Source organism: Pannonibacter anstelovis (assembly GCF_036881715.1).
In the GTDB taxonomy this organism is placed as follows: domain Bacteria; phylum Pseudomonadota; class Alphaproteobacteria; order Rhizobiales; family Stappiaceae; genus Pannonibacter; species Pannonibacter anstelovis.
This window is the reverse complement of the sequence record NZ_JBAKBF010000015.1, coordinates 1-26,726: the sequence shown is the minus strand read 5'-3', so window position 1 is coordinate 26,726 and position 26,726 is coordinate 1. Positions and strand designations below refer to the sequence as shown.

General features: G+C 61.4%; 25 protein-coding genes. 11 read left to right on the top strand and 14 right to left on the bottom strand.

Annotated elements, in window-relative coordinates:
• Positions 1-117 precede the first annotated feature (117 nt).
• The 7 genes from cckA to flgB all read right to left on the bottom strand — a co-directional run bounded on the left by cckA (position 118) and on the right by flgB (position 6,261).
• Positions 118-2,667, bottom strand: a complete 2,550-nt coding sequence (gene cckA, locus V6L75_RS18890) for a cell cycle histidine kinase CckA (RefSeq protein WP_334253030.1) — start codon at positions 2,665-2,667, stop codon at positions 118-120.
• 85 nt (positions 2,668-2,752) lie between these two features.
• Entirely contained in the window at positions 2,753-3,832 is a 1,080-nt protein-coding gene (gene flhB / locus V6L75_RS18885; RefSeq protein WP_334253029.1) for a flagellar biosynthesis protein FlhB, read from the bottom strand.
• Positions 3,833-3,943: 111 nt separating this feature from the next.
• Positions 3,944-4,717, bottom strand: a complete 774-nt coding sequence (gene fliR / locus V6L75_RS18880) for a flagellar biosynthetic protein FliR (protein ID WP_334253028.1) — start codon at positions 4,715-4,717, stop codon at positions 3,944-3,946.
• 13 nt (positions 4,718-4,730) lie between these two features.
• On the bottom strand, positions 4,731-5,003 hold the full coding sequence (fliQ, locus tag V6L75_RS18875) for a flagellar biosynthesis protein FliQ (RefSeq protein WP_334253027.1): 273 nt from the start codon (positions 5,001-5,003) through the stop codon (positions 4,731-4,733).
• Positions 5,004-5,039: 36 nt separating this feature from the next.
• Entirely contained in the window at positions 5,040-5,366 is a 327-nt protein-coding gene (gene fliE / locus V6L75_RS18870; protein WP_334253026.1) for a flagellar hook-basal body complex protein FliE, read from the bottom strand.
• Positions 5,367-5,412: 46 nt separating this feature from the next.
• Positions 5,413-5,823 (bottom strand): flagellar basal body rod protein FlgC, encoded by a 411-nt coding sequence (flgC, locus tag V6L75_RS18865; protein WP_019964569.1) that lies wholly within the window; start codon positions 5,821-5,823, stop codon positions 5,413-5,415.
• A gap of 33 nt (positions 5,824-5,856) precedes the next feature.
• Positions 5,857-6,261, bottom strand: a complete 405-nt coding sequence (flgB, locus tag V6L75_RS18860) for a flagellar basal body rod protein FlgB (RefSeq protein WP_334253025.1) — start codon at positions 6,259-6,261, stop codon at positions 5,857-5,859.
• A gap of 611 nt (positions 6,262-6,872) precedes the next feature.
• Here flgB and V6L75_RS18855 point away from each other — a divergent pair.
• Together V6L75_RS18855 and fliP are read left to right on the top strand one after the other, a co-directional pair.
• Positions 6,873-9,005, top strand: coding sequence for a hypothetical protein (locus V6L75_RS18855; protein ID WP_334253024.1), 2,133 nt, complete (start codon positions 6,873-6,875; stop codon positions 9,003-9,005).
• Between the two features lie 50 nt (positions 9,006-9,055).
• A complete protein-coding gene (gene fliP / locus V6L75_RS18850) occupies positions 9,056-9,778 on the top strand; it encodes a flagellar type III secretion system pore protein FliP (RefSeq protein ID WP_334253080.1) in 723 nt (240 codons plus the stop codon).
• 177 nt (positions 9,779-9,955) lie between these two features.
• On the opposite strand, the gene V6L75_RS18845 is transcribed toward fliP, so the two are convergent.
• From V6L75_RS18845 to V6L75_RS18825, 5 genes are all read right to left on the bottom strand, one after another.
• Entirely contained in the window at positions 9,956-14,005 is a 4,050-nt protein-coding gene (locus tag V6L75_RS18845) for a tetratricopeptide repeat protein (RefSeq protein WP_334253023.1), read from the bottom strand.
• Between the two features lie 179 nt (positions 14,006-14,184).
• On the bottom strand, positions 14,185-14,922 hold the full coding sequence (locus V6L75_RS18840; protein WP_334253022.1) for a MotE family protein: 738 nt from the start codon (positions 14,920-14,922) through the stop codon (positions 14,185-14,187).
• Positions 14,919-15,599 (bottom strand): DUF6468 domain-containing protein, encoded by a 681-nt coding sequence (locus tag V6L75_RS18835; RefSeq protein ID WP_334253021.1) that lies wholly within the window; start codon positions 15,597-15,599, stop codon positions 14,919-14,921. Before V6L75_RS18835 ends, V6L75_RS18840 begins: the two co-directional genes overlap by 4 nt.
• Positions 15,596-16,822: a flagellar motor switch protein FliM gene (fliM, locus tag V6L75_RS18830; RefSeq protein ID WP_334253020.1), complete on the bottom strand. Its 1,227-nt coding sequence runs from the start codon at positions 16,820-16,822 to the stop codon at positions 15,596-15,598. Before fliM ends, V6L75_RS18835 begins: the two co-directional genes overlap by 4 nt.
• 9 nt (positions 16,823-16,831) lie before the next feature.
• Entirely contained in the window at positions 16,832-17,329 is a 498-nt protein-coding gene (locus V6L75_RS18825) for a flagellar basal body-associated FliL family protein (protein WP_334253019.1), read from the bottom strand.
• Between the two features lie 278 nt (positions 17,330-17,607).
• Here V6L75_RS18825 and flgF point away from each other — a divergent pair, with 278 nt between their 5' ends.
• Genes flgF through flgH form a run of 4 tightly spaced genes read left to right on the top strand, consistent with a single transcriptional unit; the run spans position 17,608 to position 20,939 of the window.
• Positions 17,608-18,348 (top strand): flagellar basal-body rod protein FlgF, encoded by a 741-nt coding sequence (flgF, locus tag V6L75_RS18820; protein WP_334253018.1) that lies wholly within the window; start codon positions 17,608-17,610, stop codon positions 18,346-18,348.
• A gap of 20 nt (positions 18,349-18,368) precedes the next feature.
• Positions 18,369-19,148 (top strand): flagellar basal-body rod protein FlgG, encoded by a 780-nt coding sequence (gene flgG, locus V6L75_RS18815; RefSeq protein WP_334253017.1) that lies wholly within the window; start codon positions 18,369-18,371, stop codon positions 19,146-19,148.
• A 13-nt stretch (positions 19,149-19,161) separates the two neighbouring features.
• On the top strand, positions 19,162-20,196 hold the full coding sequence (flgA, locus tag V6L75_RS18810; RefSeq protein ID WP_334253016.1) for a flagellar basal body P-ring formation chaperone FlgA: 1,035 nt from the start codon (positions 19,162-19,164) through the stop codon (positions 20,194-20,196).
• Positions 20,193-20,939 (top strand): flagellar basal body L-ring protein FlgH, encoded by a 747-nt coding sequence (gene flgH, locus V6L75_RS18805; RefSeq protein WP_334253015.1) that lies wholly within the window; start codon positions 20,193-20,195, stop codon positions 20,937-20,939. Before flgA ends, flgH begins: the two co-directional genes overlap by 4 nt.
• Positions 20,940-21,228: 289 nt before the next feature.
• On the opposite strand, the gene dksA is transcribed toward flgH, so the two are convergent.
• Together dksA and V6L75_RS18795 are read right to left on the bottom strand one after the other, a co-directional pair.
• Positions 21,229-21,645 carry an RNA polymerase-binding protein DksA gene (gene dksA / locus V6L75_RS18800; RefSeq protein WP_026355707.1) on the bottom strand — a complete coding sequence of 139 codons (417 nt, stop codon included), beginning with the start codon at positions 21,643-21,645 and terminating at the stop codon, positions 21,229-21,231.
• A gap of 160 nt (positions 21,646-21,805) precedes the next feature.
• Entirely contained in the window at positions 21,806-22,222 is a 417-nt protein-coding gene (locus V6L75_RS18795; RefSeq protein WP_334253014.1) for a flagellar assembly protein FliX, read from the bottom strand.
• A gap of 294 nt (positions 22,223-22,516) precedes the next feature.
• Between V6L75_RS18795 and V6L75_RS18790 the strand changes: the two genes are divergently transcribed.
• The 5 genes from V6L75_RS18790 to V6L75_RS18770 all read left to right on the top strand — a co-directional run bounded on the left by V6L75_RS18790 (position 22,517) and on the right by V6L75_RS18770 (position 26,428).
• Positions 22,517-23,641 (top strand): flagellar basal body P-ring protein FlgI, encoded by a 1,125-nt coding sequence (locus V6L75_RS18790; RefSeq protein WP_334253013.1) that lies wholly within the window; start codon positions 22,517-22,519, stop codon positions 23,639-23,641.
• A gap of 3 nt (positions 23,642-23,644) precedes the next feature.
• Positions 23,645-23,953 (top strand): rod-binding protein, encoded by a 309-nt coding sequence (locus V6L75_RS18785; protein ID WP_334253012.1) that lies wholly within the window; start codon positions 23,645-23,647, stop codon positions 23,951-23,953.
• The gene (locus V6L75_RS18780) at positions 23,950-24,441 is read left to right on the top strand and encodes a flagellar protein FlgN (RefSeq protein ID WP_334253011.1); all 492 of its coding nucleotides are present in this window, start codon (positions 23,950-23,952) and stop codon (positions 24,439-24,441) included. The genes V6L75_RS18785 and V6L75_RS18780 overlap by 4 nt, the downstream gene beginning before the upstream one ends.
• A gap of 130 nt (positions 24,442-24,571) precedes the next feature.
• The gene (locus tag V6L75_RS18775) at positions 24,572-24,964 is read left to right on the top strand and encodes a hypothetical protein (RefSeq protein ID WP_334253010.1); all 393 of its coding nucleotides are present in this window, start codon (positions 24,572-24,574) and stop codon (positions 24,962-24,964) included.
• A gap of 297 nt (positions 24,965-25,261) precedes the next feature.
• Positions 25,262-26,428, top strand: a complete 1,167-nt coding sequence (locus V6L75_RS18770) for a flagellin N-terminal helical domain-containing protein (RefSeq protein WP_334253009.1) — start codon at positions 25,262-25,264, stop codon at positions 26,426-26,428.
• The last annotated feature ends 298 nt before the right edge of the window (positions 26,429-26,726 follow it).

Below are 26,726 nucleotides of genomic sequence, written 5' to 3'. Positions count from 1 at the left end.
GCGGAGAGATCAAAGAAAAAAGCGCGCGGCTTCCGCATCGCGCTTTTTTTATGTGCCTTGCATGCTCAACCAGCCAGACGGGACCAGGATGAACCGCGTCTCCGCCAGACCATGGCCTCAGCTCGACAGCACGTCCTTCACGGTCGTAGCCAGCTGCTTGAGCGTGAAGGGTTTGGGCAGGAAGAAGAAGGTCTCGCCCTCAGGCAGGTTCTCCTCGAAGGCATCTTCCGCATAGCCCGAAACGAAGATGATCTTGAGATCGGGCCGTGTCTTGCGCAATTCGCGCAAGAGCGAGGGGCCATCCATTTCCGGCATGACCACATCCGACACCACCAGATCGATGCTGCCGCCGGTTTCCTCCATCACCTCCAGCGCTTCCGTGCCGGACCCTGCCTCATGGACGGTGTAACCGCGTGACGCCAGTGCGCGGGCAGCAAAGGCGCGAACGGCCTCCTCGTCTTCCACCAGCAGGATAGAGGCCGAGCCGGTGAGGTCCTTCACCTTGTCGCTGTCCTCGATGATCTTCTTCTCGATGACAGGCTGTTCCTTGGGGATGTGCCGCGGGAAGAAGATGCGGAAGACCGTTCCCACGCCCACTTCGGACGAGCAAAAGATGTAGCCGCCGGTCTGCTTGACGATACCATACACGGTGGAGAGGCCAAGGCCGGTTCCCTTGCCCACTTCCTTGGTGGAGAAGAAGGGCTCGAAGATCTTTTCCATGATCTCCGGCGTCATGCCGTGTCCGGTGTCTTCCACCTCGATCAGCGTATATTCGCCGGGGGGCATGCCGCGCGTGTTGTCGAAGCGTGTGGATTCCTGCTCGCCGACATTGGAGGTGCGGATGGTCAGGCGGCCGCCGTCGGACATGGCATCGCCCGCATTGACCGCAAGATTGACGATCACCTGCTCCAGCTGGTTCACGTCCGCCATCACCGGCCACAGGTCGCGGCCATGCACAACCTTCAGCTCGACCTTTTCACCAAGCAGGCGGTCTAGCAGGTTGGCAAGGTCGGCCAGCACATCATTGAGCGCCAGTTGCTGCGGGCGCAGGGTCTGGCGGCGCGAGAAGGCCAGCAGCTGGCGGACAAGGCCCGCGGCGCGGTTCGCGTTCTGCTTGATGTTCATGATGTCCTGGAAGGACGGATCAGTCGGCCTGTGGCTCGCCAGCAGCAGGTCGGAGAAGCCGATGATGGCGGTGAGCACGTTGTTGAAGTCATGGGCCACACCGCCCGCCAGCTGGCCGATGGCCTGCATCTTCTGGCTCTGGGCGAACTGGGCTTCCAGCGCCCGCTGCTGCGTTGTCTCCAGCGCGTAGACGATGGCCATCTCGCCGTCCCCTTCCCCGTCCTGCACGGCAGAGACGTAGAAGGTGGCAGAGCGCCCGTCAGAGGCATTGGCCAGCGGCAGGTCAACCGGCGCAATCTCGCCGATGCCCTTGGCAGCAGCGGAGAGCGCCCGCGACAGTTCTTCCCGGCCATGCTCGCCGACAAAATCCTGCATGCGGGTACCAGCGCCGGATATATCGACCGGACCAAAGAGCCGGAGGAAAGGCGCGTTGGTGCGCAGAACACGCCCCTCCGCATCCAGCGAGGCGATGGCAATCGGCGTGTTGTTGAAGAAGCGCGCAAAGCGCACTTCGGCCGCCCGCAACGCCTCGGCCACCTCTTCCCCGCGCGAGCGGTTGAGCACCAGCGTGCGGCTGTCACCGGCAACACCTTCCGCGCCAAAGGGAACCCGGTGCAGCAGACGCACCGGCAGGCCCCGGCCATTGCGGGTGACAAGGTCAAGGTCGAAGGTTTCGCTCTTCACCTCACCGGCCGAGCCGCGCACAGACCGCACAAGCTCTGCACCATCACCCCGGATGATGTCGGCCAGAAGCACTTCACCGGCCTGGAACTGAGCCAGATCATAGCCAAGCCAATCGGCCAGCGTGGCGTTGAGATAGACGATCCGTCCACGCGCGTCGCAGGAGAAGAAGCCTGCTGGGGCATGATCAAGGAAATTGATGACGCGCTGCAGCTCCTGGAAAGAGCTCTCCTGATCACTGCGGTCGCGGGTGATGTCTGCAAGCTGCCAGACCATCAGCGGACGGCCGGAACCGCCCTCCTTGCGCGGGATCTGCAGGGGCCGCACGGACACCCTGTACCAGCGGGCACCGCTGTCGTCGCCGTCCAGGGCCGTGGGAAGCCGCACCTCTTCCTGCGCCTTGCGCCCGTCGCGCATGGCCTGGGACAGTCGGAACATCACATCGGCCGCATCCGGATCGCTGGAGAACACCCGCTCGATAGTACGCACCTCAGCGGGAGTCTCTGCGCCCGTCAGCACGGCATAGGCCTGGTTCGCGTAGATCAGGCGGCCTTCAACGTCAGTGACGACCGCGCCTTCTTCCAATGTGTCGAGAAAGGCTCCACCCAGCGGGCTGGCGCGTCCGCGCGTCGAAAAGCGCAACAGGCCGATAGCTGCAGCAAACAGGGAAAAAACCCCGACAACAGCCAGAATGCCAAGCAGGGCCAGGACATAGGGCTCTGCAGCCTCGCGGCCCATGACCGCAAAGGCCGTGGCCGCCCCCAGAAGGGCCAAGGCCAGAAGCAGCAGCGCGGCAATGCTTCCCGACCGCTCCGCGCGGTCGACAACCGGCTCTGCCATGTGTGAGTCCCTGTCACTCATTACCACTCTTCTCCCTCCAGCCCGGCGGGATTCGGTCTTTCATGCAGCATTCTGCCCCGCGCAGCTAAATTCAACCGATCTGGTGTCAATTATCACGCCAGCTCCGGGTTTTCCGCATTCTGTAGACAAAGCCGATGACCTCGGCCGCTGCCTTGAAGTGTTCTTCGGGGATGAACTGATCGATTTCCGTCGCTGCGTAAAGTGCACGCGCCAGCGGCGGGTTCTCAACGATGGGCACCTTGTTCTCTTTCGCAATTTCCCGAATGCGCAAGGCGACCGCGTCAACACCCTTGGCGACGACCTGAGGAGCCCCCATCCCGTCCTCATATTTGAGTGCAACAGAGTAGTGCGTCGGGTTGGTGACAACGACCGTCGCCTGCGGCACCGCGCTCATCATGCGGCGGCGGCTGCGTTCCATACGCAGCTGGCGGATCTTGCCCTTGACCGCCGGATCACCTTCCGTCTGCTTGTATTCTTCCTTGATCTCCCGCAGGCTCATTTTCTGCTTCTGGAACCACTTGGTCTTCTGCCAGAGGAAATCGCCAGCGGCGACGATGGTCATGACGGCAAGAATGGCACCGATGAGCTTGAGGGAGAGAATCCGGGTCTCCTCCATCATCATCAGTTCGTCCATGAACATGACGGCTTCGGCCATGTCCCGCTCCGGCCAGAGCACAGCCACCATCAGCACCGAGACGATGGTGATCTTGATAAGACCCTTGACGAAGTTCATCAGGCTGTCGGCGGAAAACAGCCGCTTGAAGCCGGACACAGGCGAGACCTTGGAAAATTTCGGCTTCAGGGACTCTGCCGAAAAGACCAGCTGGTGCTGCACCATGTTTCCGATGACCGCCATGAGCAGCAGGGCCAGCATCGGCAACGCAACGGCCGCAGCAACTGCATAGCCGGTGCTGGTCCACAGATCGACCAGCCCTCCGCGGTCTGCCGGAATGGCGTCAGCATGCTCCACGTACCATTTCAGTTTGCCGCCGAGATCGCGGACAATTCCAGGAGACAGAAATGCAATGACCATCGCGGTTCCGGCAAGCGTGAACCACGTGCTGACTTCCTGAGATTTTGCGACATCCCCTCGCTCCAACGCTTCTCGCAAGCGTTTTTGCGTGGGGTCCTCGGTTTTCTCCGAATCGTCGGTCTCGTCAGACATTGTTTCCCCTGAAGCCTCCGCCCCGAGAAAAAGGAACGGGATGCCCGGATGTGTTGAATGTGATCAGCCCGCCGGCGGAAGCCACGTTACGGCGGCCTCCGGCAGGCTGGCCTACCCCCCTGTAAACTTGCCGATCGCCTCGGTGAAATGCGCAAGGTACTTGTTCATGATGGCGATCAGAAGCGCGTAAAGAAGCAGGATGCCGATGGCAATGCCAACCGGTGCCGAGATGAAGAAGATCTGCATCTGGGGCATCAGCTTGTTGAGAAGGCCAAGGCCAAAATAGAAGACCAGCCCCACCACGATGAAGGGCGCGCTCATGCGCATGGCGATGGAGAAAACCCCGGACACCGTCTCCTGCGCCATCCGGGCAAAGTCCCCCACCGGCAGCACGATGCCAGGCGGAAACAGACTGAAGCTGTCGTGCAGGGCCGCGATCATCAGATAATGGGTATCCGTGGTGAAAATCAGCGTGACGGCGAGAATGGACAGGTAGTTGCCGATCAAGGCGCCTTGCTGGCCGGAGTTGGTCACGTCAGACCCGAGCGCGAAAGCCAGACCTGTCTGGTTGGCGATGATGACGCCAGCCGTCGTCAGGGCCGAGGTGATCATGCGTCCGCACAGGCCAACAGCGAAGCCGATGATGAACTCTCCAGCAAGCATAACCCCGAAACGGTTGATGTTTTCGGTCAGGCCTGCCGGATACAGACGGGACGCCATGGGGTACAGCAGCAATGTGAGGGAAAGGGCCAGCGTCAGGCGCAAGCGCATCGGAATCGAGCGCTCGCTGAAAGACGGCAGCAGCATCATAAGCGTGCCGAGCCGGGCAAACATCAGCATGAAGATTGCCGCCATCTCAGGCAGAAAAGAGAGCTGGATGGTCACATCCCCCTCCCCTCTAGCCCGGACCGGTCATCAGGATCATTTCGGAAATTCGCATCATGAAGGCGTTCAGCACACTGCCCATGAAAGGAAAGGCGATGATCATCGTCACGAAGATCGCAAGGATTTTCGGGACGAATACCAGCGTCATTTCCTGGATCTGGGTCAGCGCCTGAAACAGCGCGACAACGACGCCGACGAAAAGGCCGACGACCATCACCGGAGCCGCGACCAGCACCAGAGTCCAGATGCCCTCCCGGGCAATATCCATGACCTCAGGTCCGGTCATCTGGCTGTCAGCCCCTTGTCCTGCCGCGCTCTGGCATCAGATCGACATGCGCATGATTTCCTCGTAGGCCGCAATCACGCGGTCACGCACGGAGACCATCGTTTCCAGCGCGACTTCCGTTTCCGCAATGGCGGTCACCACATCAACCACGTCAGCTTTGCCCTGGACAAGCCCAAGGGCCATGCCTTCGGACTTCTGCCCCGCATCGGCGACGGAACTGACGGCTTCGCGCACCATTCCGCCGAAATCCGGTGTCTGGGTAAGGGCACCGGCCGCCTCTTCGCCGCCGCCAAGCCCCTGACCCTGCTGTCCGAGGCGGGCCATCGTCTGATAGGCATTCGCAGCAACGGATGGAATAGCCATGATGGATTATCCTCTGGGTTCAAGTTCGAATGTGCCGGCCGGGTGATCAGCCGCGCAGGATGTCGATGGTCCGCTGCAGCATGCTGCGGGTCGTCTCGATGACGTTCAGGTTCGCTTCGTAAGAGCGCTGCGCCTCGCGCATGTCGACGCTTTCCACCAGGGAATTCACGTTGGGCATACGCACGTTGCCTTCCGCATCGGCGGCCGGATGGCCGGGCTCGTAGCGGGTGGGAAACTGCGACTGATCTTCCTGGATCCGGCCCAGAGCGACGACTTCCGCGTCCAGCGCCTTCTCAAAGCGGTTCGTGAACGTCGGGATCTTGCGGCGGTAAGGGTCTTCTTGTGGCGTGCGGCCCGTTGAGTCCGCATTGGCAATGTTCTCTGCGATCACGCGGATGCGGCCAGTCTGCGCCTTCAGCCCAGAAGCGGAAACGAACAGCGTTTTGGTCAGATCCATGGCACTCTCCTTTGCAAGTGTTCAAAGCCAGCCTTAGACAGACTTGCCGATGGCAGTCTTGAGAAGCTTCATGCTGCGGGTGTAGAGCGTCGCAGCAGCCTGAAACTCCATCTGGTTCTGCGTGACCTTCATCATCTGCTCTTCGAGAACCACATTGTTGCCATCCGGCGTCGTCTCGAAGGTGCTGGGTGATACCTGACCGCCTCCGGAGGAGGCACGCATCACACCCGACAGATGCCCTGCCTGTGTGCGCGCCGTCTCAAGCCCCGGCTTGGCAAGCTTCAGATCCTCGTCCACCTTGAAGGCCTTGAGCTCTCGCGCCCGGTATCCCGGCGTATCCGCATTGGCGACATTCTCGGCAAGCACGCCCTGCCGGGCCTGATGCCACTGCATTTTGGACTTGATCGCCCGGAACATCGGCAGGTCGGTCAGAGACATGCGAGTCACCATTCGTTAACACTTCGGCAAACACTGCCGCTTAAAGGGTTAACGGAAAGTTAATGCCGCGTTAATGGTTTTCACGGCAAGGGCGCGGTTTTCCGTGGAAATTCGTAAACAACCCGCTCAAACAAGGAGGCAGACTGCGAAACCACCCGGCATTTTTTGCCTGCCCCTGTTAACATTTGAAAGGTTCAGCCGATTCGATGGGCCGCCAAGGCGGGTCTATTGCATTTGTCCAGCCAGAATCATGCAAGGGGCAACGGGGCGGCACAAGCTTCCGCCGCTACAATCCCCAGCCATGGATACGGGGATGGCGAGCAGCAGGACGCGGGAGCATTGGTTCAAGACGCTGGTCAGAACCAGAGGCAGACGAGGTGGTGGTTATGCAGATCGCCGGCTCGCAAGTCTGGCGGGGTGCAAGTCAAGCGTTGCAACAGGCTCGCGGGTAACTGGGATGTATACCTCAGCGCCTGCAGATGCTATTTGCAGCACTGATCTATCACGCAGGCGGGGCAGAAGTCCGTTGCGCGGCTTGAATGCAAGGGAGATCTGGCGCCAGCCCCGGCAAGGAGGCCAGCGCCAGTCCGGCGCAGAGTAATGAGGTTGGTATGTACGAGTGGATCGCGGATACTTTCGGCGTCGGAGACGGCATCGCACGGGCAATGTCTTTCATCATTGCGCTGGCCATTGTTTTCGCATTGATCGGCCTGATGGTCTATTTCCTGCGGCAGTTCACCGGCAACCGCATCAACGCGGGCCGCAACCGCCAGCCGCGCATCGCGGTGATGGATGCCATGAACATCGACGCCCGCCGCCGCCTGCTGCTGGTGCGCCGCGACAATGTGGAGCACCTCATTCTCGTTGGCGGCCCGACTGATGTGGTCGTCGAACAGACCATCATTCGCGGCACACCGGTGGCCGCAAATTATCAGCGTCAGCTGGCAGGCTATGGGGCGCCGGACTATGACGCCGGTGACAGTCCGGTTCCTGCACCTGCTGCCCCTCCCGTTGCGGCCATGACAGCCTCGCCCGCCGCTGCCTCGCTCGCACCTGCACCTGCTGTCCCGCCGTTGCGTGTCCAGCCCTCTGCCCCTGACAAGCAGCAGGCCGCACCTTCCGGTCCGCAGCGCCTCGCCGCAAATCTGGCGGCGCGGGCAGCTGCGGCAGCCGGAAGCCTCGCAGCCAGCGCCCGCGCGCGCGGGCAGAACGAGCCGCAAGTTGGTTCAGGACCTGCAGCACAGGCCTCAGCTCCCTCGGCCCCACGCCCGCAGGCACAGGCACCGGCTCCTGAAGCGCCTGCGCTCAGGGCCCAAACACCCCAGCCCCTTCAGGCACCCCAGACTTCCGTATCTCACGCTCCCCAGACGCCCTCGGTCCCGCCAGCCAGCAGCGCAGGCCCAGAGCTCAAGCCGGTGTCATCACCGCTCGACACGATCAAGACCCTGCGCGCCCGCGCGGCAGAAGCCATGTCCGCCGGGACATCTGCAGCGGCGGCACCATCAGTATCAGCTCCGGCCGCTCCGGCAAGTCCTGCCCCTCGGGCATCAGAACCGGCCATGCGTGCGCCGGAGGTTTCCGCCCCCGCCATCAGAAGCACGGCCCAAGCGCCTGTCCAGGCGCCCGTCCAGCCGGCTCCCCCGCCTGTTCAGAGGGCTTCCGCCGCAGCAGCTGACACAGTCCAGTCGGCAGCCTCAGCCCTCACCCAGAAGGCCGGTGCTTCGGTTGCCGCAGCAGGCGCTGCCGTTGCGGGGCTTGCGCGCACCTTCGCCCGGCCAGGGGCTACAGATGGTCAGGCCACGGCTCCCGAGCCCGAGCTGCGCCGTCAGGTCACGCCTCCCTCTTCGGGCCCCGCGGCCCGCGCACGTACCGCTTTCCAGAACCCGCTGGCTGCTGGTCAAAATCCGGCGCAGGGTGATACCACGGCGGGAGACACTGTCCGGACGCAGCCTGCCGCTCAAAACGCCACGGGATCTGCCGGCGCATCGCCAGCCGCTCAGGCAGCGGCAACAGAAGTTCGCGGCCCGGCAGAACGCAGTGGCGAAGGCCTGGGTTCACTGGCCACCAATCCGTATCTGAGACTGGACCCAGCCCGCGCGGCCAGCTATCGCGGCGGCGCTGGTGCCTCCGGCAGCACGCAGGCTGCCCCCCCTGTGAACACGGCGGCGGCAGCGGCGGCGGCTGAAGCTTCCACTGATGCTGCAACCACCGGTGAAACACGCAGCGAAGCCGCAACAGATGCTCCGTCAGCTGCAGCAAAGAATGAAGGCCCCGCAGTTCCGCTGGAAGACACGGCGGCAGCGCCCCAGCAGGCTGAAAGCGATGCTGCTCCGGCCGAGGCAGAGCATAAGGATGGCAGCACGCAGGATACTGCAGCGGACGAGGAAGACCTGTTTGCCCCTCTCGTCCCGGCACATACGTCTGCAGAGACGGCGGACGCAACACAAACCGGTATGGCGGACGACCTGTTGGCCGATGCCTTGGCTGATGTTCTTGATGGTCATCTGCCTGGCAGATCCTCCAAGACGGCGGCTGCGCCTGCCCCTGCTGACCAGGCCGGAGAGAGCGCAGCCCCCGCTGCCGCAGAACCTGAGCTTGAAGCATCGCAGGATGACACGCCAGAGCAGCCAGGTGCTGCGCCGGAGATCAAGGTGCAGACAGCCCGTGACAACCCCGGCGTAACGGCCATTGAAGAAGAGATGGCACGCCTCCTGTCCGAAATCGGCACGCAAGAGCGCAAATGAACGGTCGCAAGGGCGCAACCAGATCCGCCAGATATTTGCGCCTGACAGCAATGGCTCTGGCCGGGGCAGCAGCAGTGCTGTTCGCTGCCCCGGCGCTGGCTCAGGACATCTCCATCGGCTTCGGCGAAGGCACGGGCGTGACACAGCGCGCCCTGCAGCTCGTGGCGCTGCTGACGGTTCTCAGCCTGGCCCCCTCGATCCTCGTCATGGTGACGAGCTTCACCCGCATTGTCGTGGTTCTGTCGCTGCTGCGTTCGGCCATCGGCCTGCAGACGGCACCGCCCAATACCGTGATGGTGTCGCTGGCCCTCTTCCTCACGGCCTTCATCATGGCCCCCACCCTGCAGACAGCCTATAACGAGGGCGTCCAGCCGCTGGTGGAGGGAACGATCGAGTTCGATCAGGCCTTTGAACGGGCTTCAGAGCCGTTTCATGCCTTCATGCTGACTCAGGTGCGGGAGAAGGACCTTGCCCTGTTTCAAGAGCTCTCCGGTCAGGCTCCGCCGGAGACACCGCAGGACCTTAGCTTTCAGGTCCTGATCCCGGCCTTCATGATCAGCGAGCTGCGCCGCGCCTTCGAGATCGGCTTCCTGCTGTATCTGCCCTTCCTGATCATAGACCTGGTGATTGCCTCCATCCTCATGTCCATGGGCATGATGATGCTGCCGCCAGTGGTCATCTCCCTGCCCTTCAAGCTGATCTTCTTCGTGCTTGTCGATGGCTGGTATCTTGTGGCCGGAAGTCTGGTCAGAAGCTTTGGCGCAGCCGGTTAGAGCCAGAAAAAACGCATACAAATCAGTACATTGCGGCATTTTCCGGAATCAAATCCGGCAGCACTTGAATCAATCTCTGCAAGAGCTGAATCAGTTTGTCCGGCAGTTTGAGCAGAAGTTCAAGCTCCGGCGGCTCCTATGCAGCCGGAGCCCCATTCCCTGACGCAGGACAGGGTATCAGCCGTTGGCCGGCATGGCATTGGCCAGCGAGCTGCTGCCACTGTCCGCAGCCGGCGACATGTACTGACGCCGGTATTCCTGCAGGAACGTGTCGAGTGTATCCGTGGCGGCGATGCCCTTGACCACATCGAGGAACTCGACCCCCTGAGCAGCAATGGGCCGGGTCACCACCTCGAATGAAGCAGACTGCGGACTGTCCGCCATCTTCTTCGCATATTTGGTCCGCAGCCGGTCGAGGCTGAGCTGATCTCCGGCAAGCGAGTAGCCGATTGCCGCCTTCAGGATGTCATCGCGCTCGATCTGCTCCAGCGGAATATTGTCTGACCAGCGCGAGCCATACATGGCTTCCAGCTGTTCACCGGCCTCACGCCAGCTCTGAGCCTTCCAGAACGTATCGGCGCGCAACCGGTCCACGTCCGCCCCACGCATGTTGCGTACCAGCTCCAGTGCCAGATCCGGACGCCCGCTCTCCGTCATGGCGCGTGCCTCGATGATATTGCGCTGACGCTCCAGCGATGACGGCAGGTTGGCCTGACGGGTGCGGTTGAGCACTGCCAGGGCCCGCTCCGGCTTGCGGTCCATCAGATAGATGGCTCCAAGGTCAGCTGCGATCTGCGCACGGGCGGCCCCCTTGAGGCGGTTGTCCACCTGATGCTGCAACAGGCCGGCGGCCTGATCCAGAAGATCCACCTCGACAAGACGCTTGGCGAGCTTGCGCACCATTTCGTCCCCCTGGCGCCCCACTGGCATCAGCTCACGGAAGTCGTAGAACAGCGCCAATGACTTGACCGCCGGCATTTCATCCGCCTTGCCATGAAGGAACAGGCTGGAGAAAAGCGCGGACATCTCTTCCTGCAGCAAGCGGGTGGTCTCCGCATCCGGCTGGGCCTGAAGCGCAGACTTCATCGCCTCGAACGCCTCGCGGTAATTGCCCTTTTCGGCCTGAAGCTGGGCGAGCAGCCGCAATGTCTTCAGTTCCGTCTCATCTCCGCGCCAGGAGGCCGCTAGGCCGCCAAGCTCGTTGATGGCATTGTCGATCCCGACCTCACCGTCACGGTAGCGGATACGCAGGGCCCGGTACTGGGCTTCGGCGGCACGCGGCCGGTCAAAGCTGCGGGCGACAAGATCAAAGGCGGTCAGCGCTTCAAGCGACCTGCCCGACGCATCGGCCACGCGGCCACGCAGAAGGTCGTAGCGGGTGGCCTGCTGCGGGGTGATGAGGGCTGGCTCGATCTCCGCAAGAATGACATTGGCCATACCGAAATCATTCAGCTCCACCATGGCCTGCGCTGCAGCCAGATTGAACTCGGCCTGAATATTGACAGGGTAATTGCCAATGACGGAACGGCCGCGTGTCAATGCAGCGCGGGCCGGAGCCCACTGGCCGAGGGCCACTTCAACGATGGTCTGCCACACGGCAGCGTCCGGATTGTTCTTAAGGTCATGACGGCTCAGAAAGGGCACCGCCTCCCTCGGACGTCCGGCAAGCGTCTGGGCTGCGCCCATCATGAGATTGAACATCGGATCCTGCGCCAGTGCAGGCTCTTCCTCGAGCGCCAGCTCCATCAACCCCAGAGATTCGTGGGGGAAGACATGCGCAAGGTAAAACCGGGCCAGGTCCAGCCTCGGTCCTTGCCGCCGTCCTTCCGGAGCAGCCGCGACGGCAGCTTCAAGCTCATTGCGGCGGCGGATGAACTCCGCCGGTTCCGAGGTTGTCAGGTTGGAGAACTCGATGGAAGCAACATTGTCCGCGGCGACGATGGAATTGAAGGAACCGGAGCCCTGCCGCAGATGGCTGCTCGACAGGATCAGGCCGTCGGTCTTTTCCAGGATGACATCATCGCCCACCAGCTGGACCCGGACGCCGTCCGACTTGGGTACGACTGCAACGCCATGCGCGGAGGACAGCGCATCCAAATCGACGAAACGCTGTGGCTTGAGCAAGCCGCGCGCCGGACCAAAACCGGTTACGGCATGGATTTCGTCTCCCACGTCCGGATCGGTGAACTTGCGGACATACCGCGGGTTCTGGAAGGATACCCGCAGCACCGATCCGCCGTCTATCCGCAGGGTACGCTCCATCAGCAGCGGGCGCGAGGGCTCAACGATCATATCGCCGATGACGAGATTCCAGGCATTTCCATCAGCACCAAGGGTCGCCAGCGTGGCAGAACTGACATTCACCCGGAGCACAGAGAAGTCACCGTAACTCTGGATATCGACCGCACTGGCGATATCTCCGAGAGCAGAACGCATCCCGCGCACGTCAATTGCCGAGCTGGTATCGAACACCATCCAGACGCTATCGTTCCGCCGGAACAGGGCGGTAGAAACCTGCTCCCGGAAGGGAAACACGACACGCACGGAATTGCCGATGCGCCGGGCTTCGGCAGCAACGAAATTACGGGTTGCTTCCGCCGCATCAGGCGGGAGGCTTTCGGGAGACCGGGCCGGACCGCCGAAGATGCTGGAGGGAATTGCCTGCGCCTGTTCGCCCGCAGCATCATTGCCGCCAGTCGCCCGCCAAGGTTCATTGGCCTGCGGCTGAGGCGCCCCCGTCAGATCAATGACCGGCGGCAAATCAGCAGGCACAGGCTCCTGAACAACAGGTACCGCTGAACGCTCCTCAGCCTGGGGCATCGGATCAAGCGGCACCACATCAATTAAACGGTCTCCGGCCTCCTGGGCAGGCCCAGCTGCGACAGGAGCCATTTGCGAAGCATCCTCTGCGGACTGCGCCGCCTCAGGTGCCGGCTCGCGAACAGGTGGAACGAAAGCAACCGAAGCCACCGTTTCCGGTTCTCCGCCCAGAGGCGGAATGATGATCGGCTGACTGGTCCGCGAACCGTCCGTCAGAGGCCCTTGCAAGGCCAGCTCCGTAAAGGCTGCCGGCTTTGCCCTAGGCAGCGGAAAAGATGCTTCCTCCGCACCGGGTTCAGCCAGAGCTACATCGGCCGGCCCTTCGCCGGCTTCAGGGTCAGGAGCCGTGCTATTCTGCGCAACAGGGGGTTCAGGCACGACACGCGGACCGATGGCCCCCGGCCTCGGACGGCTCACGCCGCCGCCCTCGACCCCGTCGAAAACCGGATCCTGATCAGCCTGCGGGGCGCCGGAGGCAGGTGCACCTTCAGGCTGGCGCGGCGTATAATCACGGTCCCCGGGCGCGACAATCATGCCGGAGGCTCCAGACGGCGAATCTGCACCCAAGGCATCGTTTATGGCCGCATTGGCCGGATCTGCCGGAACCTGGGCCTCTTGCGGACTGACATCGACCACATAGGTCTGCTCTTCACGGAAAGCACGGATATCGACGCCCGGCTCAAGGCGCATCAGAAACTTGAGCTTGCCCTCATCAATGAAGGCCGTCGCATCGACGACACCGCGCGGCAGACGGGCACGCAGATCCCCAACATCCAGCTGAGCGGGATGATTGAAGGTAATGCGGACGATATCGTCCTCTCGGACGAAGGCCGTATCAAACTGGATGGACCAGTCGAAGACGAGCCGTGTAAAGGTCGGATGATCCCCGACATGGAGCGTGACCTTCGGCCCTTCCTGCGCCTTCAACCGGGCCTGCTCCAGCGCACGGACCTGCCGCATGGCCTCTTCGGCACGCCGCGCCAGCTCGCGCACAACTTCATCCGGCAGCCCCGGTGGCAGGCCCTGCCAGTTGGACGGCAGAATATCGATGAAGAGCTTCTCACCTGCCTCAAGCGTGTTGATGCGGAACTTATCCTTGAGGGCAAAGCGGATGGCGCTGCCGTCCGGATCACGGCGCGCGATGGCGACGTAGTCACCGAGCAGCAGCGGAATATCGTCCACGCTGATCTGGACCGGCGTCTCAAAGGCAACACGCAGCACATTGTTTGTGACAGCAGCATCATAATGCGGCAGCAGAGTCCTGTCCTTGAAGGTCAGGATCATCCGGCCATAGCCCTCTTCGGCTCGCGCTTCCATCTCCACGGCTTCGGCCGTCTGGGCATGGACCTGAGCGAGGGGCATCAGCGGCAAGGACACGGCAAGCAAAACGGCAAGGCTGCGGCACAAGACATCCGCCCCCGGAATAGTCCGGGACGCTGCGTGGACCCTGGCTGAGGCCCACTGGCGTGCATGCCTCACAACATTCAACAAGGTCAGGGTTATCCTCTGGAACAAGCTCCGGTTTGAAACTAGGGGAGCGGCCTTAACACCCTGTTACACCACATCCCGAAACTTGCCGCTTTCCGTCAGTTTGAGCCAATTTTCGGCAGCGTAGCAGGTGCCTGAACAGACGCCCCCTGCGGCTGGTCCGGCTCCCCGCCGGCGATAGCGACCGTGAGCTTCTCCGCCGCTTCAGGAGACATGCGTGCAAGGATGTCGGCCATTTTCCTCGGCTTCATCTGCCGCACGACTTTGAGCAGCACGTCGAGTTCAAGACGGTCGAAGATACGCGCTGCATCCTTGGGTTTCATGTTCTCATACATGACCACAAGTGCCGCGATCTCGCCCTCCTCCTGCTTCTTCTTTTCCTCGACACCCTGCTGAATCTGCTGCTCGAGTGACTTCAGTTCATCAACCCGCTTCTGCAAGCGCTCTTCGGTCGCCTGCAGAAGCTTTTCCCGCAGGTCAAGCTGACCTTCCTGATCCTGCAAGGCCCTGCGGCGCTCACCCAGGCTCTCGAGCACGGCACGCTCGGCGCTTGAACCGCCGATCTCCAGCGAATCCGGAACTGGCGGCGCTGCGCCTTCAGCCTCCTGTGCAGGAGCCTCAGTCTCTGCGGAAGCCGCAGCCTCTGCAGGCGCCGGCTCTCCGGTCTGGCCGGAGGGCTGTGCCGCAGGTTCACCTGCGGCAGGCTGCTGGGCCTGTGCCCGCGCTTCCATGACCGGTCCCACGGCCGTGTGCCCACCGAGCACAAGGCCGAGCAGCTTCAGCGCAAGAAGGGCGCTGGCAGCAATACCGACAACAGGAAGCAGGCGCAGGTTCAAGCAGCAGCCTCCCCTGATTTCTTGCGGAAGCGCTCAAGCCGGGCCGTTGCTTCGGCAGCTGCGGCGCGGATGTCACGCGCGCTCACGGACGGAGCGGCAGCGGGCGCGGGAGCTGCAGGTGCATAGGCCGGGGCCGGCTGGCGGTATGGCGCAGCGTAGGAAGCAGGAGCCGCCGGGCGTGGCGCAGGCTGAGGAGCAGCATAACCATGCGGCGCTTGCTGATAAGCAGGGGCTGCGGACTGCTGCGCGGCCGCCAGACGGCGGGCTTCGGCCTCAGCCTGCGCCTGCGCACGCTGGCGCGCTTCCTCCTCGGACGCGCGGCGGGCATCCTCAGCCGCATGAGCGGTACGGGCAGCTTCGGCAATCTGGCTGATGCGCGTCAGAACGGCTTCGCCCTCACCCAACTGCCCGGCGAGAAGCTTGGACAGATGTTCTGCCTGAGTCAGCCGGGTTCCAAGCGTCTTGTCCGCGTCATTTGCGGTGGCTTTCAGCCCAAGGATGGCACGCTCGGCAATCTCGGTGGCCGTGATCAGTTCGGAGATCGTCGCACGCAGGGTCTCTTCATCGGCACGCAGACGCTGCAGACGGCGGTTCAGGATCCAGCAATAGCCGATGGTGACCAGCAGGAGGACAGCCACCAGAGCCTCGATCAACATTCCAAGCGGCAGGGACGTCATGACGTTTCCATTTCCTTCTGCATGGCCCGTTCAAATGCGGCCAGAGTCATTTTCGGCTTGCGCAATCCGCGTGTGACACGAATCGCAATCGAATCCTCGACCTTGCCGAGTGTACCCTCACTGAGCTCCACGTTGCCGCACTTGATTGTCACCGGATCATCAGGTTCCACGTCAAAAATGAGTGTCTGGCCCACATCGAGGCTCAGGACGCGGCTGAGAGGCAGGAAGGTCTCGTAGAGGACGGCATCCACCTCCACCATGGCCGCATGAATCTCACTTGCCAGATGCCCTTCCCAGATGGGATCGCGGCCGAACTTCTCACCCATGAACATCTGCAGCAGCAGATCACGGATCGGCTCCAGCGTGGCATAGGGCATCATGATCTCGATGGTGCCGCCACGGTCCTCCATGTCGATGCGCAGTTCGACAAGGATGGCCGCATTCGCCGGACGCGAGATCGCCGCGAAGCGCGGGTTGGTTTCCATACGCTCCAGGCTGAAATGCACGGGCGACAGAGGCGCAAAGGCCTGTTCTGCATCCGCCAGGATGATTTCCAGCATGCGCCGGACAAGGTTCGTTTCGATGGTGGTGTAGGGCCGCCCTTCGACGCGGATGCCCGTGGTGCCGCGGCCACCGCCCAGCAGCACATCGATGATCGAGTAGATGAGGCTCGATTCCACCGTCACGAGACCGAAGCCATCCCATTCCTCAGCCTTGAACACGCCAAGGATGGCAGGCAGCGGAATCGAGTTCAGGTAATCACCGAAACGAACGGAACTGATTGAATCGAGCGACACTTCAACGTTGTCGGACGTGAAGTTGCGCAAGGATGTCGTGGTCAGGCGCACCAGGCGGTCGAACACGATTTCCAGCATCGGCAGGCGTTCATAGGACACCATGGCCGAGTTGATCAGGGCGCGAATGCCGCTCTGGTCGCGCGAAATTGTGTCCTCGATGTTGAAGCCGAGGAGGTTGTCGATTTCTTCCTGATTGAGAACGCGGTCTGCGCCGCGCGAGGCGTTTTCGAGCTCCGGCTCGCTGTCATCGATCATTGCAGCCCATTGGGCTGCCATGTCGTCAGCGCTGCCTACACCCTGCTCTTCCAGCGCCGCACCCCAGGCAGCGGCCAGATCATCGTCGTCGTCGCCAGCCCCTTGCTCGGCTAGCGCGGCACCCCAGGCATCAGCCAGGTCGGCGTCACTCAGATCGTCGTCGTCAGCCATGTATCACCGTCACTGAATCAGGATTTCCTTGAACAGCACTCCATCAACCTTCGCGGGATGAACCGCCAGATTGATGCGCCGGAGCAGCTCTTCCTTGAGCCTGAACAAACCGGCCGACCCTTCGAGGTCAGCGGGACGCAACTCACGCAAGTAGATCTGGAACGCATCCAGAATACGCGGCAGATAGGGACTGATCCTGTCCACCATCGCCTGATCCGCCACCTCAAGCGCAATGCGCACCCTGAGATAGGTCGCCCGCCCTTCGGTGGACAGATTCACGGTCATTTCCGGAAGGTCATAGAAGACCACCGGCTTCTGCTCGACAACAGGCGGAGCATCCGGGTCAACTGGTTCCTCGCTTCCGGACAGAAAAAAGAACCAGACTGCACCGCCGATAGCGAGCAGCGCAACAAGCCCAGCGGCCCCGAAGATGATCAGCTTCTTTTTGCCGCCCTTCTTCGCGTCGCCTTCTTCGCCGTTCTCGGCGTCGGTATCCGTATCGGCCATTGCCGCCCCGCCAGCTTGCCGCACATGCCATGCGCGTGAATAGTTTCTAAAGGGTTAATCGTTAACGAGTGGTTACCAACTCCTTAACCCATCGCCCGGCAACTGTTGCCCACTGGTTCATTTTTTCCTCACCTATTTGCACCCCGTATCGCGCCAAAGTGAAAAATACTCAATGATTTCAACAAAATAAAAACTGGCACACTCCCTGCTTCAGGGATGCTGGCACGCTGGCCTGGGGAGGCTGGCGTGCCCTCGGGGAGCAAAAAGGAATCGTTAACATGGAGAATGCGCAGCTCATTAACCTGTCCCGGCAGGTTGCCTTGCGCAGGCAGCTGGATGTGACCGCCAACAACCTGGCGAACATGACAACGTCTGGCTACAAGGCCAAGCATATGAAATTCGAGGAATATCTGATGCCGGTGGCGCAGGCGACGGCCTTCCAGCGCGGCGACAGAACCCTCTCCTATGTTCAGGACGCAAGGACCTTCACGGACTTTCAGGCTGGCGGAATCATCATGACCGGCAATCCACTCGATCTTGCCGTCGATGGCGATGGCTGGTTCGCGGTGCAGATGGAAGATGGAAGCGAAGCCTACACGCGCAACGGATCGTTCCACCTCGACAGCGCCGGTCAGCTGGTCACGCCGGATGGCCGCCCGGTCCTGACAGAAGGCGGCCCGATCACCTTCAGCACGCAGGACGGACAGATCGACATTGCCGCTGACGGAACGATTTCTTCCGAGCTCGGCGTACGCGGCCGCGTACGTCTTGTGGCTTTCCAGGAGCCGCGCAACGCGGTGTCGATCGGCAACAACCTGATGACCTACACGGATCCGCAGCCTGTCACGCGCACACGGGTGATCCAGGGTGCCGTCGAGCAGTCCAACGTCCATGGCATCACGGCCGTAACAGAGTTGATTGAGATCACCCGCAAGTACGAGAGCGTGACCAAGCTGATGAAGGACACCTATGACCTGTCCCGCTCGGCCGTTGAGCGCCTCGGCAAGTCGCAGGCCTGAGACGGACAGGAGAGACCACCATGAAAGCACTCCATATCGCCGCCACAGGTATGAAGGCGCAGGAACTCAACGTTGAAGTCATTTCGAACAACGTTGCCAACATGCGCACCACCGGCTTCAAGCGCCAGCGGGCCGATTTCCAGGATCTGCTCTACCAGAACCTTCGCCGCATGGGCACGGACACATCGAACGCGGGCACCATCGTGCCGACCGGCGTGCAGATCGGTTCGGGTGTGAAGACCGCTTCCACCACACGCATCATGAGCCAGGGCAACCTGGAGCAGACCAACAAGGAAACCGACGTCGCCATCCGCGGCGAAGGCTTCTTCCAGATCCAGATGCCCGATGGCACCACGGCCTATTCACGGGACGGCTCATTCGAGCGCGATGCCAACGGCACGCTGGTCACCGTCGACGGCTTCACCATCCAGCCCGGCATTGTCATCCCCGAAAATGGCCGCGACCTGACGATCGCAGCCGACGGCACGGTGCAGGTGATTGTCGATGGAGCGGCGGTGAACCTTGGTCAGATCCAGCTCGCCCGCTTCGTCAACAAGGCCGGACTTGAAGCCATTGGCGACAACCTCTTCCTCCAGACCGATGCCAGCGGCGCGGCACAGGTTGGCAACCCCAGCGAGGACAGCTTCGGCAGCTTGCAGCAGAACTTCCTCGAGATGGCGAATGTTGATGCCGTGACGGAGATTGCAGATCTCATTTCCGCCCAGCGTGCCTACGAGATGAATTCCCGCATCATCAAGGCCGCTGATGACATGTACTCGACCACAACCAACCTGCGGTAAAAGGAGGCTGGCGATGAGACCCCTGTTTCTTGCGCTCCTTGGAGCTGCCCTCGCAGGCCTGATGCCCGGCAGCACCGCAAGTCTTGCGGCGGGCAGCAGCCAGCCAGTCTGGCAGCGCGGCAGCGAAGCGCCCGTTCTGCGGCCGGAGGTCGTGACCTCTTCGGATATCCTCACCGTTGGGGATTTCTATCGCAACGCAGGCGCTGCCGGTTTCGAACCGCTGTTCCGGTCCCCGGATCTGGGCACGTCGGGCAGAGTGAGCGCGGCACTTGTTGCCGAGCGCGCCCGCGCGGCTGGCCTCAAGTCTGCCGGCACGGACGGGCTTGCAGAAGTCACCGTCCGCCGGGACTCCATTTCCTTCGATGCCCAGCGCCTGGCCGGCATGATTGCCGAGCGGCTGGCACGCCAGGAAGGCCAGATTTCCGCAGACGACCTCGAAATCGTCTTCGCCCGCACGCCGCAGATCATCCATGCAGATCCGCGCTCCGCTGATCCCTTGCGGATCGAGCAGGCCCTCTGGTCGCGCGCAGACGGCCGTTTCGATATCGTCATGTCCTACGCAGGCGAAAACGGCTACCGCCGTGTCAGCCTCACTGGTATTGCGCGGGAGATGACGGCCATCGTCGCGCTGGCCAACCCGCTGGACAAGGGTGGGATCGTCCGCGAGCAGGACCTGATAACCATGCGCCTGCCGCGTGAGCGGGTGCAGGGGCGGGCCGTAACGGACCCTCAGGAGATCCTTGGACTTGCCGCCCGCATCCAGCAGCGTCCTGGCCGCCAGCTGAGCAAGGCGGACTTCGAGCGCCCGATGCTGATCCAGCGCGGCGACAAGGTCACACTCATCTATGAAATCTCGGGAATGAAGCTGACAACGCAGGGCCAGGCAGCTACCGCAGGCGCAGATGGCGATATGATCGACGTGATCAATCTGCAGTCCCGCCGCACCGTCAGGGGCATGGTGAGCGCCCGCGGAGAAGTCCGCCTCGGCGCCCCCTCCCGCACACTTGCCGCCAACACCAGCCTGCCAGCCCAGGAGAGCGCACAATGATCCGTCCGATTCACAAGGCAGTTGCCCTGACCCTTCTGGTCCTGCCGCTGGCCGCCTGCGGTTCTGCGGACCGCTTGGCACAGGTTGGCAAGGCGCCGGCGCTCAACGCCATTCAGGACCCAACCACCATGCCCGGCTACCGCCCGGTGCAGATGCCCATGCCGACGCCCCAGCCCGCGCATTACAATGCCAACTCGCTCTGGAAGTCCGGCAACCGCGCCTTCTTCGAAGACCAGCGCGCCAAGCAGGTCGGCGATCTGATGACCATTCTGGTGACAATCGCCGACCGTGCGCAGTTCGACAACGAAACTGAACGCTCCCGGGCAGGATCGGACTCTTCCGGCGTCAGCGGCGCCCTGGGCACAGCGGTCGAAAAATTCGTCCTGCCTGGCAACACCAGCGCCAATGCTCTGGCAACGGTGGACTCGGATTCCAGCTTCAAGGGCAAGGGGTCAGTGGACCGGAAGGAAACCCTCCGAACCTCCGTTGCGGCAGTCGTGACCCAGGTTCTGCCGAACGGCAATCTGGTGATCGAGGGCCGTCAGGAAGTAAGAGTGAATTTCGAGGTCCGCGAACTGATCATCGGCGGCATCGTGCGGCCGCAGGATATCCGGTCGGATAACACCATCCTGAGCGAAAAGATCGCAGAGGCCCGTATCGGTTATGGCGGGCGCGGGCAGATCACAGATGTGCAGCAGCCCCGCTATGGACAGCAGGTGCTGGATATCGTTCTGCCTTTCTGAGCTGGGCTGAAAGAATGCTGACCGGCGGCGATCCCCAGCCTCCGGTCAGACCGCCCTCCCGCACCTTTGTCCCGCCTTCCTTTCTGCAATCCGAATTGTTCCCCCTGCCAGTCCGGTGCTCCGGACGCCAGACTGGCTGAATGACGGGCACGGCGTCTCGCTCCCCGAGCGCCGTGCCCGTTCTCCGCTTCCCCCCTGACCTCCTGATCCCCGTGGAGAGGCAGGCACAAACAAAAGCCCCCGGCAGCGCGGCTGACGGGGGCTGAAATTTTAACGAGGAACGGGGATCTCAGTCGTCCCGGTACACCTTTTCGCGGCGCTCGTGCGCTTCCTGCGCCTCGATGGACAGGGTCGCAATCGGGCGGGCTTCCAGGCGCTTGACGGAGATCGGTTCGCCGGTCTCTTCGCAATAGCCATAGCTGCCGTCTTCAATACGCTCCAGCGCCGCATCGATCTTTGAGATCAGCTTGCGCTGCCGGTCACGTGCACGCAGTTCAATGGAACGGTCCGTTTCCGAAGAAGCTCTGTCAGCGAAGTCAGGGTGATTGGTGCTTTCTTCCTGCAGGTTCGCCAGCGTCTCGCGGCTTTCACGCAGGATGTCCTCTTTCCAGGCGAGCAGCTTGTTGCGGAAGTACTCGCGCTGCCGTTCATTCATGAACGGCTCGTCCTCGGAAGGTCGATAGTCAGACTCAAGTTCAACCGTCATCGGAAACTCCGGTTACCGTTAGGACGGGGCGAATATATAGTCACTGGAGGTCAGCCACAACGGGCAAACCCGAAAAAAATGTTAAGCTTTAGTCCTTCTGTTTCAATGAGTTATCCATAGCGCTCGAAGTTTGCGCAGCCCTGCAGCCAGCAAAAACGGATCAACTTGTAAACCGGCCTTGCTTAGCCAGCTCAACCCTCACGCGCAATTCGATCTCGTCGATAACCGATTCCAGCCCCGGATCACTGCTGACAGGGCGGTCCGAGAGAGCCGTCATCATATTCTCCAGACGGGATGGCTCGATCACCCCGGCAAGCAGATCTGCCTTCAGCTCATCCAGAAGATCCAGCATGGAATGCCCGCGCGCTGTCGCTGCATCCCGGTCATCCGGCTGCACCTGCATTTCCTGCAGGGATAGCAGGGCGTCGATCCCGGAAAGTGACGACGAAGACGACGTCGACACGGCTGCATGCGTCTCTCCGTCTCCCCCGATCAGGAAACCGCCGCCGCCACCGGCCTTCTTCTTGCTGCCCTTGCCCTGAACAGAGGAAACGGGCGTATTGTTGGTGATCCGCATTGTGGCCTCGCTTCCCGTTCCTCTTGAACCAGCCCTGCATCAGGACCGCTGGTTTGACCTTTACGGGCTCCCGGTCAGATTCTTCCTCTGACTAGGGTAGGGAAATCCGCCCCTCCCGGCAAGAATTGCCCGGCATCAGCAAGCCACAGCCCTGCAATGAGCTGCTCAAGGTGCATCAAACTGGCAAGATACTTGTTATTTTTCAATAAGATAATCTAAAATCACTAAAAGTGAATAATCTGGCACGAACTTCGCATTGAGTGGGCAAAAGCACTCATGATCCGGGTTTGTCCCATGCCGTTTGCCTCATTGTTTCGTCCGGGCCTCCTCCTGGCAGCGCTCGCCGCCATTCTGACGGTGTCTGTCCAGAACGCAGGCGCATCGTCGCGGATCAAGGACATCGCTGATTTCGAGGGCATTCGTGAAAACCAGCTGGTCGGCTATGGCCTCGTGGTCGGTCTGCAGGGAACGGGCGACGGCCTGCGCAACTCGCCCTTCACCCGGCAAAGTCTGCAGGCCATGCTGGAGCGCCTGGGCGTCAACACGGCAGCAGCGGACCTGAATACGAACAATGTGGCCGCAGTGATGGTGACGGCCAACCTGCCCCCTTTCGCGACACAGGGCACACGTATTGATGTCTCCGTCAGCGCCCTGGGGAATGCGGACAGCCTGCAGGGCGGGACACTGCTGGTCACGCCGCTGATGGGTGCGGACGGCGAGACTTATGCCATTGCACAAGGCGCCGTGGCTATTTCCGGTTTTGCGGCACAAGGCGATGCAGCCTCGGTTGTCCGCGGTGTGCCGACCTCCGGCCGCATTGCAAATGGTGCGCTGGTCGAACGGGAAGTCGGCTTCAAGCTGGCCAGCATGACCACGGTGCGCATCGCCTTGCGCAATCCGGACCTGACCACCTCGCGCCGCGTCGCCCTGGCTATCAACGAACTGATTGGCTTCCCCACGGCCGAGCCCCTGGATCCGGGCACAGTGCAGCTCACCATACCGCGTGACTACAATGGCAATGTGGTGGACCTGCTCACGGACGTTGAGCAATTGATCATCGAGCCGGACCAGTCTGCCCGCGTCGTCATTGACGAAAGCGCTGGCATCATCGTGATGGGCCAGAACGTCAAGGTATCGACCGTGGCAGTTGCTCAGGGGAACCTCACCGTCACCATCGCGGAGAATCCGCAGGTGAACCAACCTCTCCCATTTGCGAACGGTCAGACGGCAGTCACACCGCAGACCGATGTGACGGTCAATGAAAGCGGCAGCAAGCTGGCGATTGTCAGCGAGAGCGTGACCCTGCAGCAGCTGGTTGACGGGCTAAACACGCTCGGCATCGGCCCGCGCGACATGATTTCCATCCTTCAGGCCATCAAGGCAGCCGGTGCGCTGCAGGCCGAAATCGAGGCCATGTAAGCCATGACGCCATCAGATCTCAATCTCACCGGCACAACGGCCCTGCCCCGTCTGGGAGGCACCCGCATCATCGCTCCGGAGTCGATCCGCAAACAGGCGGAGAACTTTGAGGCCGTTTTCCTCAACACCATGATGCAGTCCATGTTCACCGGTCTTGAGGAAGGTGGCGCCTGGGGTGGCGGAGAGGGCTCCGACACCTGGCAGAAGATGCTCATCGACGAAATGTCCAAAACCATCGCTTCGGCCGGAGGAGTCGGCCTGGCTAACTCGATCGAGCGCGAATTGCTCGCCCTTCAGGAGGCAAACCAGTGAACGCCCACACCCCGGAAACAGCGGCCCTGCCCTTTTCCACCGCAAGGCCAACCAGCAGATCCGAGGCAGAGAGCTTTTGCCTTGCGGTCTGTCACACCATGGAAAAGCTTCTCGAACTGATCGAGAAGGAAACCGATATGGTGCGGGAAGGCCAGCTGCGAGCTGCAGGCGAGCTGCAGCCGGAAAAAGCCGTATTGGTGCATCACTACACACAGGGCGTTCTCTTCGCCAAGGAACACTCGGTTGCTCTAGGCAATCTCGCCCCGGCTGCGGTACAATCCTTGCGCCGGCAGCATGCGGAGTTCCAGCCCGTTCTGCGCATCAATCTGGCAGTGCTGTCAACGGCGCGGGAAGTTGCCTCGACTGTAGTGACGACGGTCGCACAGGCCGTTGGTGCCCGGCAGCGGACCACGACCTACGGACCGGGCGGCGCTTCACCGCACGCCCCCAGGATTGCTGAAGGGATCGCTGTCAACAGATCGCTTTGACGCAACGACGCGAATCACTTGCCAGCACCCGCGAAAAGTCTAACCTTTTCGTTAACGGAGGATTCATATCCCCGTTGTATTTTGTGGGTGATACCATCGGGTCAAGGAGTGTTACCCGAAGGAGGCAGGCATGGATACAGGAGCAATCCGGCCGTCACTGACCGCCTATGCGGCAGTAACCCCGGCTACGCGGGCTCCGGAACAGAACGAGCCCGCAGCTAGAACTGAATTACCAGGTCCCCAGACGGTGAAGCCGTCAGGGAATACTGAAGAACAGCGCCCGCTTGCCGAGAATGGCAACCGTCAGAGCGCAACGAACCAGCCTGCGCAACGGGAGATCGTGCGGAAGAACACGCTCGACCCTGAAAGCCAGTCATTCATCTACATCGCCATGGACCAGGAGACCGGCGAGGTCATCCAGCAGGTCCCGAGCGAGACCTTACGCAAGCTTCGCGCCTACGCCAAGGCAGGCGACGAACCAGCTTCACTTCAGACATCCGGCACGGTTCAGCGCACCGCCTGACCCTTCGCCAGACTTCAAGTTCAAATCAAAGCCCCACGCCCCAGGCAGTGGGGCTTTTTTTTCACCCCCCCGCACGCATCCGGAGCAGGCGCGCCCGCGCCTGACACCACGCACATTGCAAGCCCTTGATGCATAATTAAAATCAAATTAACCATAATGTAAAATTCACCATACGTTAAGGTTAAATTCCGATAACCATAAAGCTTAACTTGTCATTACAGAATAAAGCTGACTTTGCTGCTTGCGGGATCCAGAACGGATCCATGTATTGTGTTTTCCCAGGAAGGAAAAACCGAAATGGCAAGCAATATCAGCCTGTCGAGCGCAGTGCGCTCGAACCTCAATGCCCTTCAGTCGACTGCTCAGCTGATGAGTGGTGTCCAAGAGAAACTCTCCACCGGCAAGAAGGTCAACTCGGCTCTCGACAACCCGAACTCCTTCTTCACCGCAAAGGGCCTCGAGAACCGCGCCGGCGATCTTGGCTCCCTGCTCGACGACATGGGCCAGTCGGTCCAGACGCTGAAGGCAGCCGACAAGGGCATCAACTCCATCTCCGGTCTGGTTGACGCTGCGAAGGCAAAGGCCAACCAGGCTTCGCAGACCTCCAACCAGGTCGAACGTGCGAAGTATGCGAAGGAGTTCAATGAACTTCTCACGCAGATCGAAGACGTTGCCAAGGATTCCGGCTACAAGGGTAAGAACCTGCTCGCCGGTGACGGTAACGATCTGAAGGTGACCTTCAACGAGAGCGGCAAGTCGTCCCTGTCGATTACCGCCGTGGATTACACCGACGCTTCGAGCACGACAGGCCTCAATCTGTCGGACATCGCCTCGGGCACCACGGGCACTGCAACCGTATCGTTCCAGAACGGGACAGCTGGCGCAGCAGCACTCGGCTCTACAGGTCTGGTTGCAGCTGACAGCAACTTCAATGTTGGTGACGTCATTACACTGACCGACACCAACGGCTCGGAACTGGGCAAGCTGGAGATCAAGGCGGACACCACCGTCAAGGATTTCCAGAACTTCATTGATGAAACCGAAGGCGTTTCGACCAGCTTTGCGTCTGGTACGATCACGATCACATCGGACTTCAAGCTGAGCGTTAACTCCAAGTCGTCAGCCGCTGGCGCCTACACCGGGACGACCACGAATAACACGGCTGAAGGCGGGTTTGCCAAGGACACCGACATCGATGCGGTGATGAACAAGCTGAAGAAGGCCCAGGACTCTCTGCGGTCTCAGGCGTCCACCTTCGGTACCAACCTGTCGATCGTGCAGAACCGTCAGGACTTCACCACGGCGATGGTGAACACGCTGCAGGAAGGCGCCGGCAAGCTGACCCTCGCCGACACCAACCAGGAAGGCGCAAACCTTCTGGCTCTGCAGACCCAGCAGTCCCTCGCCTCCACTGCCCTGTCGCTGGCAGCTCAGGCGGATCAGAACGTGCTGCGTCTGTTCTAAGGCAAGACATACCCCCCGCGAAACAAGGCGGCAGGCTCCGGCCTGCCGCCTTTTCTTTGCGTCTCCAGCCGCATGCCCCAAGGAAAGAAAGCGTTAACCCTAAAAAAAGACGCGATTAACCAAGCATTAGGGTTACCAAATCATGATCAGGCCATCCCGCTCAGGACGAGCGGTCAAAATGCTGGACCCAGGAAAGGGACACATAGATGGCTGATATTACCCTGTCCGCCGCCGTACGGCAGAATCTGCTTACCCTGCAGCAGACTGCCGATTTCATGTCGGGCGTGCAGAACAAGCT

What these genes read in the sequence shown, in the direction of transcription:
- dksA (WP_026355707.1), bottom strand. Translation starts at nt 21,645, where the DNA reads ATGACGGTTGAACTTGAGTCTGACTATCGACCTTCCGAGGACGAGCCG.
- V6L75_RS18855 (WP_334253024.1), top strand. Translation starts at nt 6,873, where the DNA reads ATGTACGAGTGGATCGCGGATACTTTCGGCGTCGGAGACGGCATCGCA.
- fliE (WP_334253026.1), bottom strand. Translation starts at nt 5,366, where the DNA reads ATGGCTATTCCATCCGTTGCTGCGAATGCCTATCAGACGATGGCCCGC.
- flgA (WP_334253016.1), top strand. Translation starts at nt 19,162, where the DNA reads ATGAGACCCCTGTTTCTTGCGCTCCTTGGAGCTGCCCTCGCAGGCCTG.
- flgG (WP_334253017.1), top strand. Translation starts at nt 18,369, where the DNA reads ATGAAAGCACTCCATATCGCCGCCACAGGTATGAAGGCGCAGGAACTC.
- V6L75_RS18835 (WP_334253021.1), bottom strand. Translation starts at nt 15,599, where the DNA reads ATGACGTCCCTGCCGCTTGGAATGTTGATCGAGGCTCTGGTGGCTGTC.
- V6L75_RS18825 (WP_334253019.1), bottom strand. Translation starts at nt 17,329, where the DNA reads ATGGCCGATACGGATACCGACGCCGAGAACGGCGAAGAAGGCGACGCG.
- flgF (WP_334253018.1), top strand. Translation starts at nt 17,608, where the DNA reads ATGGAGAATGCGCAGCTCATTAACCTGTCCCGGCAGGTTGCCTTGCGC.
- flgC (WP_019964569.1), bottom strand. Translation starts at nt 5,823, where the DNA reads ATGGATCTGACCAAAACGCTGTTCGTTTCCGCTTCTGGGCTGAAGGCG.
- fliQ (WP_334253027.1), bottom strand. Translation starts at nt 5,003, where the DNA reads ATGACCGGACCTGAGGTCATGGATATTGCCCGGGAGGGCATCTGGACT.
- V6L75_RS18775 (WP_334253010.1), top strand. Translation starts at nt 24,572, where the DNA reads ATGGATACAGGAGCAATCCGGCCGTCACTGACCGCCTATGCGGCAGTA.
- flgB (WP_334253025.1), bottom strand. Translation starts at nt 6,261, where the DNA reads ATGTCTCTGACCGACCTGCCGATGTTCCGGGCGATCAAGTCCAAAATG.
- V6L75_RS18770 (WP_334253009.1), top strand. Translation starts at nt 25,262, where the DNA reads ATGGCAAGCAATATCAGCCTGTCGAGCGCAGTGCGCTCGAACCTCAAT.
- fliM (WP_334253020.1), bottom strand. Translation starts at nt 16,822, where the DNA reads ATGGCTGACGACGACGATCTGAGTGACGCCGACCTGGCTGATGCCTGG.
- flgH (WP_334253015.1), top strand. Translation starts at nt 20,193, where the DNA reads ATGATCCGTCCGATTCACAAGGCAGTTGCCCTGACCCTTCTGGTCCTG.
- fliP (WP_334253080.1), top strand. Translation starts at nt 9,056, where the DNA reads ATGGCTCTGGCCGGGGCAGCAGCAGTGCTGTTCGCTGCCCCGGCGCTG.
- cckA (WP_334253030.1), bottom strand. Translation starts at nt 2,667, where the DNA reads ATGAGTGACAGGGACTCACACATGGCAGAGCCGGTTGTCGACCGCGCG.
- flhB (WP_334253029.1), bottom strand. Translation starts at nt 3,832, where the DNA reads ATGTCTGACGAGACCGACGATTCGGAGAAAACCGAGGACCCCACGCAA.
- V6L75_RS18790 (WP_334253013.1), top strand. Translation starts at nt 22,517, where the DNA reads ATGCCGTTTGCCTCATTGTTTCGTCCGGGCCTCCTCCTGGCAGCGCTC.
- V6L75_RS18785 (WP_334253012.1), top strand. Translation starts at nt 23,645, where the DNA reads ATGACGCCATCAGATCTCAATCTCACCGGCACAACGGCCCTGCCCCGT.
- V6L75_RS18795 (WP_334253014.1), bottom strand. Translation starts at nt 22,222, where the DNA reads ATGCGGATCACCAACAATACGCCCGTTTCCTCTGTTCAGGGCAAGGGC.